Source organism: Rhodococcus sp. T7 (assembly GCF_009872365.1).
In the GTDB taxonomy this organism is placed as follows: domain Bacteria; phylum Actinomycetota; class Actinomycetes; order Mycobacteriales; family Mycobacteriaceae; genus Rhodococcus_F.
This window is the reverse complement of record NZ_WXYH01000099.1, coordinates 39,537-57,976: the sequence shown is the minus strand read 5'-3', so window position 1 is coordinate 57,976 and position 18,440 is coordinate 39,537. Positions and strand designations below refer to the sequence as shown.

The following is an 18,440-nucleotide window of genomic DNA, read 5'->3' as shown; positions in this document are numbered from 1 at the left end:
CGGCTTCAGTCCCGGTACTCCGGGGACGGCGGTGCGGGCGCCGGGCCGAGCGGCGACAGCCAGCGATCGTAGAGGTCAGTCCAGGTTCCGTCGGTGCGCACTCGCTCCAAGGTGCCGTTGACGAACCGGACGAGGTCGTCGTTGCCGGGCGCGAGGGCGATGGCGTACCGGGCGGAATCGGAGTCGGGACCGACGATGTCGAGATTCGGATCCTGGGCGACGAGTCCGGCGAGGTGGGCGGCACCCACTACGGCGTCGACCTGCCGTTGCTGGATGGCCATGAGGCAGTCGTCCCAGTCGGGTACGGCAAGGATCGTGGCTTTGGGGGCGATGCGCGACAGCGCCGACACGGACGCCGGATCGTCGTGCGTGCAGACCCGTCGCCGCGCCAGGTCCGCGGGTTCGGATATTCCGGATCCGTCCCGCACGACGAGCCGACGGGGCGTCTCCAGATACACCGTGGAGAAGGCCAGATCCTGTGGGCTCTCACAGGGCAGTGCCACCGGGCGCACGATCAGGTCCGCGTCCCGGTGCGCGAGCATGTCGGCGCCGTCGTCGGAACCGAGTGGCCGGAATTCGACCTTGGTGGGGTCGCCGAGCAGGTCGCGGGCGACCTCCCGCGCGAGGTCGACGCCGAAGCCGGTGAGGGTGCCGGTAGTCGGATCGCGGAAGCTGAACAGGTTGGTGTTCTGATCGACGGCGACGACCAGGGTTCCGCGGGCCCGGATCTCGTCGAGAGTGCCGCCGACGCCGGCAATCCCTGGACGAAGGCTCGCCGTCGGTGTGCAGGACGCCGGCTCCGCGGGGGGCGGTGATTCGGATGGTTCGATGATCCGGGCGCCGACGGACACGGGAAACTCCGTGAAGTCTCCGGAGAACATCGGGGTGGGTGCATCGGGTGCCCCGCAACCGGCGATCAGCACACTTCCGATCGCGAGGCTCCCGAGCAGCCGAGAGAGCCCCGGTCGCCGTGAACGGAAAGGTCGCACCATCAGTGATACTCACTCACCCTGGGCTCGATCCCCGCGATCACGGCGAGCGCAGCGGAAACGGCGAGCACGACGGCGCCCACGGCGAGCGCCGCCATCGTCCGGTACGACTCACGCATCGCGTCGAGTTCCTCGGCACGCAGCGCGATGATGGCATCTTCGAGCGATTCGTCGAGCGCCCGGAACTGGGCCGTCGACGCCGTCGATCCCGGGCCGACCGCGACGTCCGCCGCACCCTGGTAGTCGCCGGCCGCAAGCTTGCGCTGCAGTTCACCGTGCGCGTTCCGCCACCCCTCGAACGCGGCGGACGCATCGTCGATCGCCGGCACGTCGACGGCGTCCGGTGATGCGTCCGAGTTCAGAATCGAGGTGAGGGCGTCCGTGTGCCGGGTGTAGTCGCTGCCCGCCGGATCGAAACCCGGCCGGAGCAGTCCGAGCGTCTCGTCCGCGCGGGCCTGCTGCGCGAGGATCCGCGCCTTCGTGACCGCCGCGAGAGGCTCGGCGCCGTCGATCCGCGCGCGTTCGCTCGCCCACGTCGACAACAGTCCCGCGATCACGATCCACACCACGAGCGCAGCGAGCAGGACCGCCGCGCACGCAAGCCCCGGATTGACCCGACGGCGACTTCGATGCGCCACGTAGACGTGCGCGACGCCGAGGACGACGACCCCCGCCGACGCGACCACGATGGCGGTGACGGGCAGTCGCGCGGTGTGGGACTGGGTGTCGGCGACCGCACCGGCCTGATCGTTGTAGAGACGTTCGGCCAGCGGCAGGATGGTGTCCTGCATCAGTGCCGACGCGGTTCCCAGGTACGCCACCCCGACCGGATTTCCGGCGGAGTCGTTGGACCTTGCGGTTGCCACCAGATCCGTGTACACGGCGAGGTGCCGCGACATCTCGGTGAGGAGGTGCAGCGAGTCCACATCACCGGAGGTGACGCCGTAAGAAGCGGTGACGAGTGCGTTCGACGCGTCGCCGATCGCCTGGTTGTACCGGTCGCGGACCGCGAGCGGTTCGATGGCGCCCGCGATGAACGACGACGTCGCCGCCGCGTCGGCGATCGACAGCGAGCTGAACAGATTCTGCGCGGCGTCCGCCAGCGGTTCCGTATGGGCGCGAAGGGTTTCCATTCGTTGCTGCCGTGCGTTGATCACGGCGGACGTCACCACACCGGCCGTCAGCGCCACCGCGACGAGGACGACAGCGAGGACGGACAGACGCCCAGGCGTCGACTCCAGGAATTCGCGCCACGGGCGTCGGCGGATGTCGGGTTCGACGAGCAGGGATTCCTTCAGGAGGTGCTCCTCCGCCGGCGAAGTGTCACGCTCTTCGCTGGATACGGTGCCGCGGTCCTGGTCGAACACCCTCTCCTCCTCATCCCTGCACTCAGTGTGCGCCGATCGGTGCCGGAAAACACCGAAAGCATCGACGAGCACGCGTAGCCGCCCGCGCCCGCGGGTATGTCCACACCAGGCATAATCAGCCTGGAGGTCCTCGGATCATGAAGACGAGCGTCGTGAACGCAAGAGTGCGCGCGTTCGGTGTCGCAGCCTCGGTCGCCGCGATGGTGCTCGGGGCGTGCGCGGCCCCGCCGCCAGGCGACGACGGGGCGAAGAAGGTCTATTTCTTCCTGCCGAACACCACGACCACACGGTTCATGGAGCGCGACGAACCCTTGTTCACCGACTTCCTCGAACTGTTCGCGCCCAAGGCCACCGTCACGGTCCGCAACGCCGAGGGCGATCCCGACCGACAGCAGAGCCAGGTCGAGTCGGCGATCGACGACGGCGCGTCAGTGCTCGTGCTGATCTCCGCGGACGCGAGATTCTCGGGAGGAGCGTTGACCGCCGCCGCCGACGCGAACGTTCCGGTGGTGCTCTACGACCACGACGCGGTCGGCGGACCGGCTGAGGTTCAGGTGATCTTCGATCCGCTCGAGGTCGGACGACGACAGGGGAGTCGCGCCGCGGATCTGATCGCCGCGATGCCCGGCGACGGTCTGAAGGTCGCCAGGGTGCAGGGCAATCTGGGTGAGTACGGAACCCGCCAGTTTCTGCTCGGTCAAAACGAGTATCTGCAGCCGCTCGTCGACCGCGGCAAGATCCGCGTGGTCTGCGAGACCACGATCGACGACTGGGACCCGGCCGAAGGTCAGGCATTCGCGGACGAATGCCTGACCCGGGAGAACAACGACATCGACCTGTTCGTCACCATGAACGACGACCTGGCGGGCGGAATCGTCGCCTCCCTGGCCGGCCGTGGGCTGGCCGGACGGATACCGGTCACCGGGGGACAGGATGCCAATCTCGTTGCGCTGCAACTCATCGCACAGGGCTCCCTCGACAACACGATCTTCAAGAACCTGTCCGACCAGGCGAAGGTCGCCGCGCAACTGACCACATCGATCCTGCACGGCGAGGACCTACCCGACAATATGATCAACGGCACGATCGACAATCAATACATGGCGGTGCCGACGGTCTTCCTGCCCGTGCAGAACATCACGAAGGACAATCTCCACGTGGTGGTCAACTCCGGTTTCTACACCTGGCAGCAGATCTGCGCACCGGATCCGGACTCCGCGGTGTGCCGGGAGCACGACTGAGCCGTACGACTGGTCAGCGGGGCGCGATGACACTCCGATCGCCGATTTCGGCGCGCACGTCGATCTCCCGCCCGGACAGCAACCAGCCCGACGGGCCGCGCCGCCACTCGTCCCGGTATTCGCCGAGGCATTCGTACGTCGCGCCGGCGCGGTCGCCGAGGCCGACGTGAAAGGCCCGGAAATACGACGTCGTGCGTGCCGTGTCGCCGTCGAGGTCGATGCGGATGTTGCCGAGCAGGTGCTGGGTGGCGCCGCAGACGTCGAGGTGGGAGCGGACACGCGCGACCACGTCGGCAGGCCCCGTCCGGCCGTAGGCCACGGTGTCGTCGGTGAGGGCCGCGGTGAACCCCGGCCAGTCCTTCGTGTCGAGCAGGATTGCCACGACGTGCAGTCGGTCGGTGATCTGGACACGGTCTGGAAGGGACTCGGGCATGGCTCGATACTCCCCGGAGGCTTCGCCGGGAGGGCCCGGGCGTCCCGGTGACCGAGACGTTTCGCGAGATCCGGGTTCGCTACGGTGGCAGTGGCCCGAACGGGCCTGATCGAGGAGGAATCGACAATGAGCGAGCGCACCCCCAGCCGGTGGGAGGAGATCACCGCGGCCGATCCGGGGCATTCGACGTGGTATGTCGAACGGTTCCGTGCGATGGAGGCGAAGGGCCAGGACATCGTGGGCGAGGCCCGGCTGGTCGATGCGATGCTGAGCCGTGGCGGCCGGGTTCTCGATGCGGGGTGCGGACTGGGCCGGCTCGGTGGCCATCTGCACGATGCAGGTCATGTCGTGGTCGGGGTCGATGTCGATCCGGTGCTGATCGGCGTCGCGGAGGAGGATCACCCCGGCCCGACGTGGCTGGTCGGTGACCTCGCGGAGTTGGATCTGCCCTCCCGCGGCGTCGCGGCCGATTTCGACGTGATCGTGTGTGCGGGCAACGTGATGACCTTCCTGGCGCCGTCGACCCGGGAGTCGGTGCTGGCGGGATTCGCTGCTCATCTCGCTCCGGCCGGCCGGGTGATCGTCGGATTCGGCGCCGACAGGGGCTACGAGTTCCCACACTTCCTCGCGGACGCCGCAGCCACCGGTCTGAGGGCGGATCTGCTGCTCTCGGCGTGGGATCTGCGTCCGTTCACCGACGACTCCGACTTTCTGGTGGCGGTGCTGTCGCGCGCGGACTGACATCGGACGGTGGTAGAAGCCCGGCGAGCGCGGCGGTTGCGTCGACCAGGGCTCTGGAGCGGGTCGTCAGGGTCTCGTCGCGGATGGCGAGTGCGGCGCCGATGTCGCCCGATCCGGGTGGGCGCCGCAGTTGTGCCATCACGGCGCGGAGGGGTGCGATGCGGTAACCGGCTTTGCGTAACTGGTGCACGATGCGGGCGTCGCGGACCTGGGACGGGGAGTATCGGCGCGCTCCTGTGGGTGCGTTCCGATCAGGGATGACGAGTCCCTCTGTGTCCCAGTGTCGCAACGTGGACGAGCGGACGCCGAGCGCGGCGGCGAGTTCGGCCACGCCCATCCAGTCGGATGCCCGCACGTCGTCGATCGGCTCGGTGGAGATCAGCGCGGCAGCCTTCTTCGCCAGCGCGAGTTCGGCGCGTTCGGTGTGGAGCCGGGCGTGTGCGGCGTCGAGGAGAGCGACCGTCGTCGAGGCCGGGCACGTGTGCACGCTGCGAACGATCCGTTTGGCGTCGACCGGACCGGCGGCGACGGCGAGTTCTCGATAGGCCAGCGCGCACTGCGCATGCACCTCGGTGTAGATCCGGTATCCGGTGGCTGTGCGTGTGGCGGGAGGCAGCACACCGTCGCGTTCGAGGTTGCGGATCTGCTGGACGGAGCACCCCGCACGGCGGGCCACGTCCACGGTCCGGAAATCCTGCATGTGGAGACTCGACCCCCTGTTTCTCCTGCACGTGCTCTACAAGGTCTCCACCCGGACTTCAATGAAACGCTGGAAGCATGACGATAGACGACATCATCGACTTCGTGGAAGGTCTCGAGGACGTCCTCACCCTCAGGCCGGTCCCGGGCGACGGCTCGCCGGAGGTCAGCTGGGGCGACACCTTCTTCTACTACTCGCCGGATGGGGTCGTACCGACGACGACCCAGCCGTTCGCCACGATCGTCACGAAGAACTATCCGGGTGACGAAGATTCGCGGCTCGACCGTTCGGGGGCCTTCCGGGTGAACATCCACGCCGGGAAGGAGGCGTTCATCGCGGCGGTCGGCCACGCACCGCGGGAACAAGGAACCCCTGACGTCGACGCCGGCGCGCCCGACACGGTCATCGCTCACCCCGTCTACGGCTCCGCGGCCTGGCTGGCAGTGGTTAATCCCGGTCCCCGCACCAGTGGGCTCACCCGCGAGTTACTGTGCACGGCATACACCCTCGCCCGTTCGCGGTACGAACGAAAAGCGGATGCCGCGCGACGTCACATCTGATGAATTTGGCTGCTGTTCCACCCGACGAGGAGTTCGTCGAGCGTCATGCCCTGGTCTCTGCGCTCTTGCCGTTGGTCGCGTTGCCGATCATGGCGGGGGCCGTCACCGTTGTCGCCGCGGTCGCCGGGGATGGTCGGCGCGGAGACTGTCGTTGCGGGGAGTTCGGTCGCCGCCGCGATGGTGGTGGCCGCTCCGACAGGGATGACCGCGAGTGCAGCGGTGGCAGCGACGGTGACGAGCCGATTCCGCAGCGGGATTCGACGGAGAGTGTTCACTGCGCCCGAACGATTCGACGCGGGGGAAGCCTCGTGGGGAAGTGAGGTGTGCATTTCTGGTGTCCTGTCCGAATGCGTGGACCCGACGTCCACGGCTAGTCGAATGGTGTCCGCGACGGCCCGGAACGTTACACCCGGCGGTCCAGGAATTCTGCAGACGTCGCGGGCCCACACCGCCTCGCTGAACTCCACACAGAAGTCCTTGTGCAGTGGAGAAGTTCTCCATGGATTGCTCCTTCGCGCTGTACTACCGTCGCAGTGACGCAGGCGGGCACCGTGCCGCCTGGCAGGAGGGCGACGGGAGACGCAGTGCCATCCATCGAATCCGGCGGAGCTCGAATCGACTACACCGTGCACGGTGACGGCGGCCGGTCGTCGTCGAACGTGATCTTGCTGGCAGGGTTCAAAGCGCCCGCCACCTCGTGGCGCTATCAGATCGCGTCGCTGATCCGGTCCGGCCACCGCGTCGTCGCCGTGGATCTTCCGGGCCACGGGACCGCTCCGGCAATGCCGCACGGAACGACGATGCAGTCACGGGCCGACCACGTGCACGCGCTCCTCGACGAACTCGACCTGCAGGATGCGGCGATGATCGGTGGTTCGATGGGTGGGAACACGATCTGGTCGTATGTCGACACGTACGGCACGGGGCGGCTTCGCGCCGCGGTCGTGGTCGATCAGACCCCGACGATGCTCAACACACCGGACTGGGAATACGGGTTCTACGGTTACGGACCGGACGAGGTAGACACGTACTTTGCGGACGGAATTCCCTCGACCGGCCACGGCACCCCGATCTGGAAGCGCGGGATGCGATTGGTCCGCTTCGTCGCCGCGATGGGCCGCGTCGACTGGAAACTGTCGCAACCGGAACTCGCTCTGTTGAACGACCACGCGAAACGCGATTGGCGTCCGGCAATCCGCTCGAGCGACCTTCCCGTGCTTTTCGTCGCCGGTTCCGAGAGCGAATTCTGGCCGTCGGCACACGCGGAGGCGGCCGCGGCACTGGCGCCGAAGGGAACGTCGATCGTCGTCCCGCGTGCGGGCCACGCGACGAACATGGAGCGACCGGATCCGGTCAACGCGGCTGTCGCCGAGTTCCTCTCCTCGGCACGCTGAGCGGCGCGCAGCGGTCAGTCGACGGGTGGCACGACGACCGTGCGGCCGGTTTCGGCGGCCTCGCGTGCCGCCGCCAGCACTGCGATGGTGCCGAGTGCGGTGCGAGCCGGAACCGGTTGCGGACCGGTACCGGCAACTGCAGCCGCGAATTCGGTGTAGTAGTCCTGATACGCACCCCGCTCCGACGGGATCGTTTCCGGACCTTCCGCTGTGTGCAGGACACCCCACCGCTCCGGTCGTTCGAGACCCCACCCGGCGGGATCGTCGACGGGCCGCGTCCCGGCGAACAGGGCCTGCGCCTGGACGTCCGTTCCGTCCGCCACATAGCTGCCGACATTCCCGAACGCGCGCAGCCGCCGTCCCTCGAGATGGTTGACCTTGGTCGACGAGACGGTCGAATAGACACCACTGCGGTGGGTGATGTTGACAACGAAGCCGGCGTCGGTGCGTCCCTCCGGCCGGTCGACGTAATCGAGGTGTGCGTCGACCCGGTCGGCCGGACCGAACAACCACAGCACCTGGTCGACGACGTGTGCGCCGATGTCCCGCAACAACCCACCGGTCGGGCCGGCTTCGAGGGTGTCGGCACCGTCCTGGTCGAAATGCGACTCGACCCGCCAGATGTCGCCGAGTCGCGGCAGCACCGACTTCAGCGTGCGGATGTCGGCGTCGTAGCGACGGTTGTGAAAAACACTGAGCAGTACCCCGGCTTCGTCGCCTGCGGCGATCAACTCGCGGGCCGTCGCGATATCCGGCGCGAACGGCTTGTCCGCGACCACGTGCACACCCCGCCCGACCGCCTCGAGCGCGAGCTCGCGTCGCGTCTGCGGTGGAGTGGTGATCGTGACGGCGTCGACACCGGAATCGACGAGTTCGCCGAGGCTCGCGAACACCGGCACGCCGGGGAAGTCGGCGGCAGCCTGGGCGGCGCGCTTGGCGGACCGGGTCACGATGCCCCCCAGTGTGATTCCCTCGGCTGCTTCGACGAACGGCGCGTGGAAATACCGGCCACCGAGGCCGTACCCGACAATTCCTATCTTTACGGTCATGCCGCGAGTATATGTTAAGACATTCGAACATTCTACTGACGCGATATCGACTCAGGGGGCGCCATGGTGGTGCCGTTTTCGAATGAGCCGTCGGGGTACACGGTCGAGGAACGAGGAGGTCTGAGGAGATGCCTGTTTGGGGATGGATCTTGATCGCGGTGCTCGTCGTGATCGCGGTGCTGGCGATCATCGCTTCCCGCTCGATCAGCAGTCGCAAGAGGACGGAACGGCTGAAAGGACGGTTCGGCCCCGAATACGAGCGGACGGTCGGTGAGGTGGGCGACCAAAGCGCCGCCGAGAAGGAGCTCGCCGCCCGCGAACGAAAGCGGGAGAAGCTCGACATCGTCGCGTTGCCACCGGAGGCGCGAGCGAAGTACGCCGATTCGTGGCGGACGGTTCAGATCGAGTTCGTCGACAACCCGTCGAGTGCGGTCGCCGCTGCGGACCGGCTCGTGATCCACGTCATGCGCGAACGTGGTTACCCGATCGACGACTTCGATCAGCGCGCGGCCGACATTTCGGTGGACCACCCGAAGGTCGTCGAGAACTACCGCACGGCGCACGGCATCTATCTCGCGCAGGAGCAGGGCGAGATCGGTACGGAGCAACAGCGGGAGGCGTTCGTGCACTACCGCGAGCTTTTCGAGAAGTTGCTCGAGACGGATGGGAACAAAGACGAGCCGAACAAGGACAAGCCGAAGGAGACACGCGCATGACAACCCCACACGGGCAACCCGAGGGCACCAGCCCGACCGGGAGTGTCGAAACGTCAGCCGAGGCCCCCGCCTCGGCGGCCAAGGGAACCGGATCACCCACGGGAACAACCGAATCTGCTCCCGAGGCTGCCGCTGCGCCGGCTGAGGCGGCCCGGCGGCCTGCGGAGGTCCCGGACTCGGCGGGGGAAGCCCGATCCGCGTCGGCCGAGGGATCCCAACCGCCCGCTCAGAACGCCGACACGTCGGGCGGGCAGGCACTTTTCGCCGAGGACGAACTTTCGGTACTTCGCCTGCGCTGGGACGAGGTTCAGTCGGGCTTCGTCGACGATCCCCGAGAGTGCGTACAGAAGGCCGACGGCCTCGTCTCCGACGTCGTCGACCGGATCACGACCGGATTCTCGGAGGCGCGTTCGCGGCTCGAGGAGCAATGGGCCCGAGGTGAAGAGGGCTCCACGGAGGACCTCCGCCTCGCGCTGAAACGCTATCGCGAGTTCTTCCAGCGGCTGCTCGAACTCTGAGCGAAAGGACGAGCGGCGACAGGAGGAACGGCCGACTTTCACGCATTGCCGTGCCATGATGGGTTGGCCCGATCGGATGCGGGAAGGGGACGACGGTGCCGGAGCGATCAGGGCCTCTCGCCGACGATCCGTTCGGCGGTCGGGAACCCACGAGTCACGAGCTGATGACGGGGCTGCCCTGGGATGCGTCGTATCACGAGGGCCGTGCGCCCTGGGATATCGACGGGCCCCAGCCGGCGGTCGTGCGGGTGGCATCCGAGGGTGGATTCGCCGGAGCGGTCCTCGACGCGGGCTGCGGAACCGGCGAGAACGCTCTTCACGTCGCCGCGCTGGGACTGTCGGTTGTGGGCGTGGACGTGGCCGAGACGGCGCTGGCGATCGCCCGGGCGAAGGCCGGGGATCGTCGAATCGAGATCGAGTTCACCGCCGCCGACGCGCTCCGGCTGGAAACGCTTGGACGCAGGTTCGCGACAGTGCTGGACTGCGGGCTGTTCCACACGTTCGACGCCGGAGAGCGGCCGGGCTACGTGGCGAGTGTGGCCTCGGTGACCGAACGCGACGGGACCCTGTACGTGCTGTGCTTCCGTGACGACGGCCCCGATACCGGCCCGCACCCCGTCACCCGGGAGGAGTTGAGCGCGGCGTTCAACCCTGGCGCCGGATGGAACATCACCGCTATCGAACCGGACCGGATTCATACGCGATTCCACGGTGACGACGGCGCGCCGGCCTGGCTCGCGACCGTCACGCGGATCTAGGCAGCGCTTTCGGGGTTGCCGTTATTCGGCGGTGCCGGTCGGGAAGTACACCGACCCGTCACTACCGACGCAGCCGCCCTGGACCGGGCCGGGTCCGAAATAGGTGCCGTTGACCGAACCGGCGCCACCGGAGGAATTCGATCCGACGCCGGCTCCCGCGACGCCGACCGCCCCGCAGGTGTAGCCGTTCGAGTCGCCCGGCTCGCTCTCCACCTGAACCTGGGTGCCGGGAGTCGTCGGATCCCCGTGCAGGTTCGGTGCGGCGGCCGCGATACCGGGTGCGGCGAAGGCGGCGAATGCAGCGGCCGCTGCGATCGCCGAGCGCACTGCGACTGTGTTCATACGAAGTCACTCTCGATTCGGTCGGCGCCCGGGTTCGGCTCGCGAGCTTCCAGGCGGGTCGTGGCACGTGGCGCATTCGTCTCACGGTAGGGACTCATTATCGTCCGTTCCACCCCAGAATCCCACCCCCCTCGGTGCGGGCAGCACATCGTCGGCGGCAGCCCTTGACATCAAGTGGACTTCAGGTTTCAGGATGGTGCCAGATGTCACTGGAGGCAAGGAGTCTGCGATGAACGGCACCAAACGGGCGCTGATCACTGGGGGATCGGCAGGATTGGGTCGGGCGAGCGCGCTTGCGCTCGCGGAGCGCGGCTGGGAGGTGATCGTCACCGGACGGCGGGTCGAACCGCTCGATCGGGTCGCCTCGCGGGGGAGCACCATCACTGCCATCCCCGGTGACGTGACGGATCCGCGACATCGTGAGCGTCTCGCCGAGGTGATCGCGGCGCGGGGGCGACTGGACCTGCTCGTCAACAATGCCAGCGCGCTCGGTCCCAGCCCGATGCCCGCCCTGACCCGGTACCCGGAGGATGAACTGGCCCAGGTCTTCGCGACGAACGTGCTGGCGCCGATCGCGTTGATCACCGCGCTGATCGGGCAGGTGCGGGCCGCGGACGGCGCCGTGATCAACATTTCGTCGGACGCCGCGGTCGAGGCCTATGCGGGCTGGGGCGGTTATGGTGCGGCGAAGGTGGCGCTCGACCACGCGACCGCGGTACTGGCGGTCGAGGAGCCAGATCTCGCGATCTACGCGTTCGATCCCGGCGACATGCGCACGGCGATGCACCAGGCGGCGTTCCCCGGCGAGGACATCTCGGATCGGCCCGAGCCGGAAACGGTGGTCCCGGCCCTGTTGAGGCTGCTCGAGACGCGCCCATCCAGCGGCCGGTACCGTGCATCCGACTTTACGGCCGCCGACACGGGAGTGTCGTCGTGACCCGGGCGGGCAGTCACTCGGTGACCGAATTCCGGTTCGTCCTGCCCCAGCGATTGGAGGCGAGCGGCCCGCCGGAGGATCGGGGCCTGCTGCGCGACTCGGTGAAGCTGCTCGTGTCCGATCGGGGCACGCTGGTGCACAGCACTTTTCACGAACTGCCGCGCTTTCTTCGGCCTGGTGACGTGGTGGTAGTGAACGCGTCGGCGACGCTGGCCGCGGCAGTGGACGGCACCGTCGACACGGTGGGACCGGTGGTCGTGCACTTCTCCACCGAACTCGAGGGCGCGGACTGGGCGGTCGAGGTGCGAGCGCCGGGCCCGGTATCGGGAGCCCTCGACTCGCTCGAGGAGGGCACGCGGATCGGGCTTTCGCGCGGCGCCGTTGCGACACTCCGGGAGCCCTGGCCCCGTGGTTCGACCCGGCTGTGGCGTGCCTCGGTCGACGGCGTCGCGGACGTAGTGACGGAACTGCTCGCCACCGCGGGCCGTCCGATCACGTACGCGTACGTCCACGAGCGGTGGCCGCTGTCCTACTACCAGACGATCTTCGGCCGCACCGGTGGGAGCGCCGAGATGGCCAGCGCCGCGCGACCGTTCACGCATCCGATGGTCACCGATCTCGCGACCTCGGGGGTGGTGACGGCGCCGATCCTGTTGCACACGGGTGTGTCCTCGCCCGAGCGTGGGGAGCCGCCGATCCCCGAGCGGTACGAGGTGCCGGAGCACACGGCGCGACTGATCAATGATCGCCGCGCTGCCGGCGGCCGTGTGATCGCGGTCGGCACCACGGTGACCAGGGCACTCGAGACCCAGGCAACGCCGGACGGGCTGGCGGTGGCGGGCGTGGGCTGGACGAACCTGGTACTGAGCGCGGCGCGGCCGGCCCGCGTGGTGGACGGGCTGATCACGGGGTGGCACGCGCCGGGGGCCTCCCACCTGATGCTGCTCGAATCGGTGGTGGGCGCGGCGGCGGTCCGACGCGCCTACGACGAGGCGCTCGCACGCGGATATCTGTGGCACGAGTTCGGGGACAGCGCGCTGTTGCTGCGTGATTGAAACCGGTGACGCTGGGCAATCGGGAGTGACAGCAGAGGACAGGACGGCGTCATGAATATGGGAAAGAAGATCCGGCACAAGGTCGAAACCGCCGAGGGCGCCGCCAAGAAAGCGGTCGGCAGGGCCACTGGCAACGCCCACCTCGAAGCAGAGGGGAGTAAAGAACAGGCCAGTGGCAACGCCAAACAGATGGGCGACAAGGTCAAGGACGCGGGAAAGAAGATCAAGAACGCCCTCAAACACTGATATTGCCGACGCTCGGTGAGTCCGGCTACTCGTTCGACAGCAGTGGCCCCAGCGGTCCGAGGTCGATGTTCAGGTCCTCGGGTGTGAGATCGAAATGATCACGCAACTCCGCCATGCGCTCCTCGAGCAACATCAGCGTCGTGCCGATGCGTTCGATCTGGTCGTCGCTGAGATCGCCGTGCTCGACTCGGCGCAGCGCCTGCCGTTCCATCAACTGCCGTAGTAGCTCCACGATCGTCAGGACGAGGGTGACCAGGCCCTTCTCGACTGATTCGGGATCCGCGTCGATCCGCTGCGGCAGTACCCGGCGACCGATGTCGCTCGGGGCATCCGAATCGACGGGTTCGGGCTCAGCCATCGTCGGAATCCTGCTCGGCCAGATCCGGGACGAGTGCGCTCACCGACGCGATGAGCGTGCGCAGGGAGATGCGGACCATGTCGACGTCGGCGAGTGACAGCGTGATCTCACCGGTGATGACGACACCACCGCCCAGCACCCGGTCGAGTAGATCGACGAGCGCGATGCGGCGGGTGTCGTCCGCGGGAACCAACTCGCTCATGGCTCACCCGTCGATTCCGGCGAACGAATACGGCGGCCACGGTCCGGTCAATTCCAGTGTGATACCCGGACGTTCGGCGTCGAGTGCTCTGACGAGTGCCGCGAAACCCTCCACGCGTTCGTTGTCGACGAGGTAGGTGCCGTTGAGGATCATCCAGGCCCGCTTGCCGGTGAGCACTGGATCGGTGATCTGCCGGCGTACCCCGTCGACGGCCTCGTCCAGGAGGGCGGAGTGAATTTCTCCCGCGTGGCCGGCCGCCTTGCGTTCGACGTCCTGCTGCGCGCTCAACTCCGCACGACGGCGCAGTAGATACGCGGTTCCCTTCCCTGTCGCGCCGGCCGAGGACGGCTCCTCCTTCACGTTTTGCGACAGGATCTTCGCGTCTCCGTAGCCCTTGACGCCCCATTCGCTCCGCCCGGTCACCCGGCGCAACGTCGCATCGAACTCTTCCCGGCGTTCCGTGAGTAGGCGGCGGACGCGGTCGTCGTCGAGGTAGAGCGTCGCCAACCGCAATGGAACGGTGGGTCCGCTGCGCAAGACGGCCGCGACGACGGCGTCGTGTGCTCTCGCGGTTGCGGCCAGCCAGTCGAGGTCCTCGAGTTTGCGTTGCAGGGGTTCCTGCCCGAATTCGCCGAGGCTCACGGTCCCCACCACCGCGACCAGACCCGACGACGTCACCGTCCGGACCGGTTCACCGGCCACACCGGTGACCCCGTCGAGTTGCGCATCGCCGATACTGTCGGTGGTGATGCTGTAGAGCCAGACACCGTCATCCGCTGTCATCGTCGCGCTCCTGACGCCTCGCCTCCACCTCGACCGTGTCGGCGGCCTCGACCGCGGGGCGAACCGACCTGTCGGACTCGAGTTCGGCGATCCGCTCCCGCAACTTCCGGTTCTCGAGTTCGATGTCGCTGTTCTTGCCGGTCAGCCAGGGGTCGTTCTCCCACCAGTTGATCCCCACCTCCTTCGCGGTTTCCAGTGAGGCAATCACCAGTCGCACCTTGATGGTGAGCAGTTCGATGTCGAGGAGGTTGACCTGGATGTCGCCGGCGATCACGAGACCCTTGTCGAGTACCCGCTCCAGAATCTCGCCGAGATTCGTCGACTGGTGCCCGCCGCCGAATCCGCCGCCCGAACTCTGCGGAAGGTTGCTCGCACCGCCGCCGGCGACCGTCATGACTGCGCGCTCCCGCTGTCACCGACACCGCGGCTGTAGCGGCGGGTTCTGCGGTAGGACAACAGTTCTCCATCCAGGTCCAGTACCACCTCGTACAACGCGAGCATGTCCGTCGACGACGGGATCCGCCGATCCTCGACCACCTCCACCTCCACCGCCCAGCCGTCGTCGGTGGGCATGACCGATGTGGCACCGAGCGGCTTCTTGCCGGTCAACTTCGCTATGTCACGCGTTGCGATCTCGGCGATCTCCGGCGCAGGCAACGGAGGTGGCTCCTCTTCTGCCATCGACTATCACTCCTTCTCCGGGCTGCTGGGCCGTGCCGATCCGGTCATGCGGTCGAGGATCGCCTGCTGTGCCTCTTCCTCCTCCTCGGCGGAGATCTCACCGGCTGCGCGGGCGTCCTCCAACTCCTCGAGCGCGCGCCGCGCGCTCGCGGGATTGTGGAGTTCTTCCTCGACCTGTCGCTGGATCAACTCGGCCAGCGAGATCACCCCACGGACGGGAGCGAGCGGCAACGTGGCGATGAACGACAGCACACCCATCGGTCAGCCCTCCGGCTTCTGCGTCACCACGAAGTCGTAGGCGGCGAGAGGTCCGAGCAGGCGCATCTCGACCCGGCCGTCCCACTGCTCGGCCAGGTCTCCCACCGCCTTCTCGAGCTCTTCCTGTCGGGCGACCTCGACGAGGACCGCTACCTGCGCGGCCTCCTCCTCATGGGTCGGTTCCCGGACGTTGACCGAGTCGGACAACGACTCGAGCGCTTCCACCACCGTGCGCGTGTCTTCGTCCCGTTTGGCCTCGATGCCGTTGCTGATGATCTCGCCCAGCGCCATCCGGGCGTCGCGGGTGGTCTCCTCCGGCTGATTGCGGATCGCGTCGACCAGTTCGCCCGCTTGCTGGTTCTCCTCGATTATTTCGCGGAGGATCGCTTCCTCGACGTACCGCCCCTTCACGACGTACTGCGCTCGACCCTCGAGTTCCTTCAACGCTGCGGCGAACTCCTCGGCGTGTGCCTCGAGCAGTTCCTTCTCGACGGCCTCCTCATCGGTCATGACCGCCCCGAAACGAAGCGGTAGTACCGGTGCCACACCCGACGTACCGTCCAGCAGGTGTGCATGCGCCTGGAGATCCTGGGGTTTTCCGAGTGGCCGGTCCACCGAGATCTCGCTGACCAGCGCCGCGATATCGCCGTGCGTGACGATGGCGACCGGGCCGTCACACACGCCGACCGCGTCCTCTTCGGCTTCCACGTCCGCGGGCACGATGCCGTACACGTAGATGCCGCTCGTGCGCGGCTCGTCGGACGCGTCGTTGGACTCTTTCGACTTAGACATCACTTGTCCCCTCGACTGGACTTGCGCGAAACCCGCTCGCGCTCAGGCTCTTCCTGACCGCCACCGAGGAAGTCGCCGAGTTTCTCACCCGCCGACTCGATCGCGCCCTTGGTCTTCGATTTGGCACCACCCTCGGTGACGTCGCCGACCAGGTCCGTGAGACCCTTCGGCTCACCACTGCCGATCTCGAGCCGGTTCACGGCCTCCGCAAACCGCAGATAGGTGTCGACGCTGGCGACGACGACGCGAGCGTCGATGGTCAGCAATTCGATACCGACCAATGACACCCGCACGTACGCATCGATAACCAGGCCCTTGTCGAGGATGGTGTCGATGACGTCCGCGAGGCTGCTGGAGCTGGGGCCGCCGCTGACTCCACCGCCGCCACCCGCCGGTTGTATCGCCGTCATTGCCGCGCTCCTTGCCGCGAACTTGCGGACTTCTTTGCCGCAGTCTTACGCGGGCGGCCCCGCCGTTTCGGGGCTGCCTTGGTCTCGGCGGCCGCAGCGGTCTTGCGTGGGCGACCTCGGCGCGCCCGCGGGGGTGCTTCCTCTTCTTCCTCTTCCTCTTCCTCCTCCTCGCCGGTGTCGTCTTCGTCGGTGTCCTCCGACTCGTCTTCGTCTGTTTCCTCAGGTTCTTCCTGCTCGGACTCGTCCCGCACTGGTTCCTCGTCTTCGCTTTCCTCGCCTTCGGCTTCGTCCGTTTCCTCGGGCTCTTCCTGCTCGGACTCGTCCTGCTCGTTTTCGTCGGGCTCGACCACCTCGCCGTCCCGGATCTCCCCGCGCCAGCCGACCACCTCGTCGGGGTGGAGAACCGACTGCGTCATGACGTGGCGGCCGAAGTGCTTCAACTCCAGTCGCGCTCGTCGTCCTTGCGCGCGCCACAGGTTGCCCGTCTTCTCGAACAGACCCTTCGGGTGATACTCGAGAATGAGAACGATGCGGGTGAGATCGGGAGTCACCTCGTGGAACGTCACCGCGCCATCGACATAACCCTTAGCACCCTTCGAGTGCCACACGATCCTCTCGTCGGGAACCTGCTCGATGATCGACGCCTCCCACGTTCGATGCGACAGGAACACCTGTGCCTTCCACTCGAGCTTCTCGTCCGCTTCCTGCTCCACCCGCTCGACCTTCTTCATGAAGGAGGGGAAGTCGGCGAATTGGGTCCATTGGTTGTAGGCGAGCTGGACCGGGACCCCGACATCGAGCGTTTCGACGATGTTGGTCAGCTTGAGCTTCTTGCCTTTGCTGCCGCCACCACCGGTGACGGCCTCCTTGACGTCGGAAGCGGTGTCCTTGACTTTTTCCTTGGCGCTCTGCAAGCCACCGCTCACCGCAGACTTGATCGGTGATTCACCCTCGGCCAGTTTCTCGGAACCGGTCACGGCGGCGAGCAGCCCTCCGCCGCCACCCTCGGCGTAGTCGGTGAGCCTGCCCGAAGCGTTCTGCACCTTGTCGGAGACCGACGTGAGCGCTTTCTCCGTCACCGTGCCGACCAGCTTCTGCAATGCGTCCTGCAGCACACCCGACGACCCGCCACCGTCTCCCGGTGCGGCTTCACTCAGTTTTTTTGCAGCGTTCGTCATCGTGCTCACCGTCCGCCGCGCCGGACGGGCGCGGAATCAGTCGTGGCTTTGGCCCGGGTCCTGCGGCCGCGGGTCGGGGCTTCCTCGTCGTCCTCTTCGTCCTCGTCGGATTTCGCGCTGCGCGACCTGCTCGTCGGCCGTGAGCTGCCGTTGCTGGACGCGCGCCGACGTGCGGCGGGTCGCTTGCGTCGAGCGGGTTCCTCCTCGTCGGAGGCTTCGTCCTCGTCGGGTTCTGGTTCCTGGTAGTCCTCGTCTTCCTCGGCGTACTGTTCGTCCGGCTCTTCGTCGACTTCGGATTCGTCGTACTCCTCGTCCTTGGACCGACCGCGTCGCTTGCGACCGAGTTTTCCGAGACTGCTGAGTTTGCCGACCGAATTACCGACACCACCCACAGTGTCGTCGACCGTGTCGCCCACGTCGCTGACCGCTTCGCCGCCGCCGGACAGAATCCGGTTGTTGAGCTGGTTGATGCGCTGGCTTGCGGCGGTGACCGCCGCGGCCTTCGCAGCGCTGACCAGCTCTTGTCGAACCGAATCGCTGATCTTGGCGAATTCGGGGGAGTTCGCGAGCACCTTCGTGCCGCGTTCCAATAAATCGCGTGGCCCGCCGGGGAAGCGTCCGGTTGCACCCGCAGCCGCGAGCATCAGTGCCATTTTCATCCTGTGTGTTCGGCCCAGCATGTAACCCGCGCCGACGGCCAACGCCACCTGACCTTTGGTTTTCATCGTCGAA

Annotated in this window: 27 protein-coding genes; 10 read left to right on the top strand and 17 right to left on the bottom strand. The window is 67.0% G+C overall.

Features of this window, described 5'->3' with window-relative positions; all coding sequences use genetic code 11:
* Positions 1-5: 5 nt before the first annotated feature.
* Both MLGJGCBP_RS12190 and MLGJGCBP_RS12185 read right to left on the bottom strand, forming a co-directional pair.
* Positions 6-992: a glutamate ABC transporter substrate-binding protein gene (locus tag MLGJGCBP_RS12190; RefSeq protein ID WP_160095848.1), complete on the bottom strand. Its 987-nt coding sequence runs from the start codon at positions 990-992 to the stop codon at positions 6-8.
* A complete protein-coding gene (locus MLGJGCBP_RS12185) occupies positions 992-2,356 on the bottom strand; it encodes a hypothetical protein (protein WP_160095846.1) in 1,365 nt (454 codons plus the stop codon). Before MLGJGCBP_RS12185 ends, MLGJGCBP_RS12190 begins: the two co-directional genes overlap by 1 nt.
* A 164-nt stretch (positions 2,357-2,520) precedes the next feature.
* Between MLGJGCBP_RS12185 and MLGJGCBP_RS12180 the strand changes: the two genes are divergently transcribed.
* Positions 2,521-3,597 carry a substrate-binding domain-containing protein gene (locus tag MLGJGCBP_RS12180; protein WP_160095923.1) on the top strand — a complete coding sequence of 359 codons (1,077 nt, stop codon included), beginning with the start codon at positions 2,521-2,523 and terminating at the stop codon, positions 3,595-3,597.
* A gap of 13 nt (positions 3,598-3,610) precedes the next feature.
* Here the strand turns inward: MLGJGCBP_RS12180 and MLGJGCBP_RS12175 are convergent, their stop codons facing one another.
* Positions 3,611-4,030 (bottom strand): nuclear transport factor 2 family protein, encoded by a 420-nt coding sequence (locus MLGJGCBP_RS12175; protein ID WP_160095844.1) that lies wholly within the window; start codon positions 4,028-4,030, stop codon positions 3,611-3,613.
* Positions 4,031-4,156: 126 nt separating this feature from the next.
* Here MLGJGCBP_RS12175 and MLGJGCBP_RS12170 point away from each other — a divergent pair, with 126 nt between their 5' ends.
* A complete protein-coding gene (locus tag MLGJGCBP_RS12170; protein WP_160095842.1) occupies positions 4,157-4,771 on the top strand; it encodes a class I SAM-dependent methyltransferase in 615 nt (204 codons plus the stop codon).
* On the opposite strand, the gene MLGJGCBP_RS12165 is transcribed toward MLGJGCBP_RS12170, so the two are convergent.
* A complete protein-coding gene (locus MLGJGCBP_RS12165) occupies positions 4,722-5,471 on the bottom strand; it encodes a TioE family transcriptional regulator (protein ID WP_160095840.1) in 750 nt (249 codons plus the stop codon). The genes MLGJGCBP_RS12170 and MLGJGCBP_RS12165 overlap by 50 nt on opposite strands.
* Before the next feature lie 77 nt (positions 5,472-5,548).
* Here MLGJGCBP_RS12165 and MLGJGCBP_RS12160 point away from each other — a divergent pair, with 77 nt between their 5' ends.
* Positions 5,549-6,031, top strand: coding sequence for a DUF6194 family protein (locus tag MLGJGCBP_RS12160; protein WP_160095838.1), 483 nt, complete (start codon positions 5,549-5,551; stop codon positions 6,029-6,031).
* Here the strand turns inward: MLGJGCBP_RS12160 and MLGJGCBP_RS12155 are convergent.
* Positions 6,022-6,306: a hypothetical protein gene (locus MLGJGCBP_RS12155; protein WP_236581046.1), complete on the bottom strand. Its 285-nt coding sequence runs from the start codon at positions 6,304-6,306 to the stop codon at positions 6,022-6,024. The genes MLGJGCBP_RS12160 and MLGJGCBP_RS12155 overlap by 10 nt on opposite strands.
* Positions 6,307-6,615: 309 nt before the next feature.
* On the opposite strand from MLGJGCBP_RS12155, the gene MLGJGCBP_RS12150 reads away from it, so the two are divergent.
* Positions 6,616-7,425, top strand: coding sequence for an alpha/beta fold hydrolase (locus tag MLGJGCBP_RS12150; protein ID WP_160095834.1), 810 nt, complete (start codon positions 6,616-6,618; stop codon positions 7,423-7,425).
* A 14-nt stretch (positions 7,426-7,439) separates the two neighbouring features.
* Here MLGJGCBP_RS12150 and MLGJGCBP_RS12145 read toward each other — a convergent pair whose 3' ends face one another.
* Positions 7,440-8,474, bottom strand: coding sequence for a Gfo/Idh/MocA family oxidoreductase (locus MLGJGCBP_RS12145; protein ID WP_160095832.1), 1,035 nt, complete (start codon positions 8,472-8,474; stop codon positions 7,440-7,442).
* Positions 8,475-8,602: 128 nt separating this feature from the next.
* Between MLGJGCBP_RS12145 and MLGJGCBP_RS12140 the strand changes: the two genes are divergently transcribed.
* The 3 genes from MLGJGCBP_RS12140 (at position 8,603) to MLGJGCBP_RS12130 (ending at position 10,466) form a co-directional block, all read left to right on the top strand.
* Complete coding sequence (locus tag MLGJGCBP_RS12140) at positions 8,603-9,190, top strand: hypothetical protein (protein ID WP_160095830.1); 588 nt, start codon at positions 8,603-8,605, stop codon at positions 9,188-9,190.
* A complete protein-coding gene (locus MLGJGCBP_RS12135; RefSeq protein ID WP_160095828.1) occupies positions 9,187-9,708 on the top strand; it encodes a hypothetical protein in 522 nt (173 codons plus the stop codon). Before MLGJGCBP_RS12140 ends, MLGJGCBP_RS12135 begins: the two co-directional genes overlap by 4 nt.
* 95 nt (positions 9,709-9,803) lie before the next feature.
* A complete protein-coding gene (locus MLGJGCBP_RS12130) occupies positions 9,804-10,466 on the top strand; it encodes a class I SAM-dependent methyltransferase (protein ID WP_236581045.1) in 663 nt (220 codons plus the stop codon).
* 21 nt (positions 10,467-10,487) lie between these two features.
* Here MLGJGCBP_RS12130 and MLGJGCBP_RS12125 read toward each other — a convergent pair whose 3' ends face one another.
* On the bottom strand, positions 10,488-10,808 hold the full coding sequence (locus MLGJGCBP_RS12125) for a hypothetical protein (protein WP_160095826.1): 321 nt from the start codon (positions 10,806-10,808) through the stop codon (positions 10,488-10,490).
* Between the two features lie 229 nt (positions 10,809-11,037).
* On the opposite strand from MLGJGCBP_RS12125, the gene MLGJGCBP_RS12120 reads away from it, so the two are divergent.
* Genes MLGJGCBP_RS12120 through MLGJGCBP_RS12110 form a run of 3 tightly spaced genes read left to right on the top strand, consistent with a single transcriptional unit; the run spans position 11,038 to position 13,046 of the window.
* Entirely contained in the window at positions 11,038-11,745 is a 708-nt protein-coding gene (locus MLGJGCBP_RS12120; RefSeq protein ID WP_160095824.1) for an SDR family NAD(P)-dependent oxidoreductase, read from the top strand.
* Positions 11,742-12,800 (top strand): S-adenosylmethionine:tRNA ribosyltransferase-isomerase, encoded by a 1,059-nt coding sequence (locus MLGJGCBP_RS12115; RefSeq protein ID WP_160095822.1) that lies wholly within the window; start codon positions 11,742-11,744, stop codon positions 12,798-12,800. Before MLGJGCBP_RS12120 ends, MLGJGCBP_RS12115 begins: the two co-directional genes overlap by 4 nt.
* A 51-nt stretch (positions 12,801-12,851) precedes the next feature.
* Positions 12,852-13,046, top strand: coding sequence for a CsbD family protein (locus MLGJGCBP_RS12110; protein WP_087557497.1), 195 nt, complete (start codon positions 12,852-12,854; stop codon positions 13,044-13,046).
* Between the two features lie 25 nt (positions 13,047-13,071).
* Here the strand turns inward: MLGJGCBP_RS12110 and MLGJGCBP_RS12105 are convergent, their stop codons facing one another.
* From MLGJGCBP_RS12105 to MLGJGCBP_RS12060, 10 genes are read right to left on the bottom strand one after another with little or no spacing between them, the layout of a single operon-like run.
* A complete protein-coding gene (locus MLGJGCBP_RS12105) occupies positions 13,072-13,404 on the bottom strand; it encodes a gas vesicle protein K (protein WP_143543055.1) in 333 nt (110 codons plus the stop codon).
* Positions 13,397-13,606, bottom strand: coding sequence for a gas vesicle protein (locus tag MLGJGCBP_RS12100; protein WP_087557496.1), 210 nt, complete (start codon positions 13,604-13,606; stop codon positions 13,397-13,399). The genes MLGJGCBP_RS12105 and MLGJGCBP_RS12100 overlap by 8 nt, the downstream gene beginning before the upstream one ends.
* A gap of 3 nt (positions 13,607-13,609) precedes the next feature.
* Entirely contained in the window at positions 13,610-14,389 is a 780-nt protein-coding gene (locus MLGJGCBP_RS12095; protein WP_160095820.1) for a GvpL/GvpF family gas vesicle protein, read from the bottom strand.
* Positions 14,376-14,783: a gas vesicle protein gene (locus MLGJGCBP_RS12090; protein WP_087557494.1), complete on the bottom strand. Its 408-nt coding sequence runs from the start codon at positions 14,781-14,783 to the stop codon at positions 14,376-14,378. The genes MLGJGCBP_RS12095 and MLGJGCBP_RS12090 overlap by 14 nt, the downstream gene beginning before the upstream one ends.
* Positions 14,780-15,070 carry a gas vesicle protein GvpO gene (gvpO, locus tag MLGJGCBP_RS12085; protein ID WP_087557493.1) on the bottom strand — a complete coding sequence of 97 codons (291 nt, stop codon included), beginning with the start codon at positions 15,068-15,070 and terminating at the stop codon, positions 14,780-14,782. The genes MLGJGCBP_RS12090 and gvpO overlap by 4 nt, the downstream gene beginning before the upstream one ends.
* Before the next feature lie 6 nt (positions 15,071-15,076).
* A complete protein-coding gene (locus tag MLGJGCBP_RS12080) occupies positions 15,077-15,328 on the bottom strand; it encodes a gas vesicle protein GvpG (protein WP_087557492.1) in 252 nt (83 codons plus the stop codon).
* 3 nt (positions 15,329-15,331) lie between these two features.
* Positions 15,332-16,120 (bottom strand): GvpL/GvpF family gas vesicle protein, encoded by a 789-nt coding sequence (locus MLGJGCBP_RS12075; RefSeq protein WP_160095818.1) that lies wholly within the window; start codon positions 16,118-16,120, stop codon positions 15,332-15,334.
* Positions 16,120-16,530, bottom strand: a complete 411-nt coding sequence (gene gvpJ, locus MLGJGCBP_RS12070) for a gas vesicle protein GvpJ (RefSeq protein ID WP_087557490.1) — start codon at positions 16,528-16,530, stop codon at positions 16,120-16,122. The genes MLGJGCBP_RS12075 and gvpJ overlap by 1 nt, the downstream gene beginning before the upstream one ends.
* Positions 16,527-17,708 carry an SRPBCC family protein gene (locus MLGJGCBP_RS12065; protein ID WP_160095816.1) on the bottom strand — a complete coding sequence of 394 codons (1,182 nt, stop codon included), beginning with the start codon at positions 17,706-17,708 and terminating at the stop codon, positions 16,527-16,529. The genes gvpJ and MLGJGCBP_RS12065 overlap by 4 nt, the downstream gene beginning before the upstream one ends.
* Positions 17,709-17,713: 5 nt before the next feature.
* Positions 17,714-18,433, bottom strand: a complete 720-nt coding sequence (locus tag MLGJGCBP_RS12060; protein WP_087557489.1) for a hypothetical protein — start codon at positions 18,431-18,433, stop codon at positions 17,714-17,716.
* Positions 18,434-18,440 lie beyond the last annotated feature (7 nt).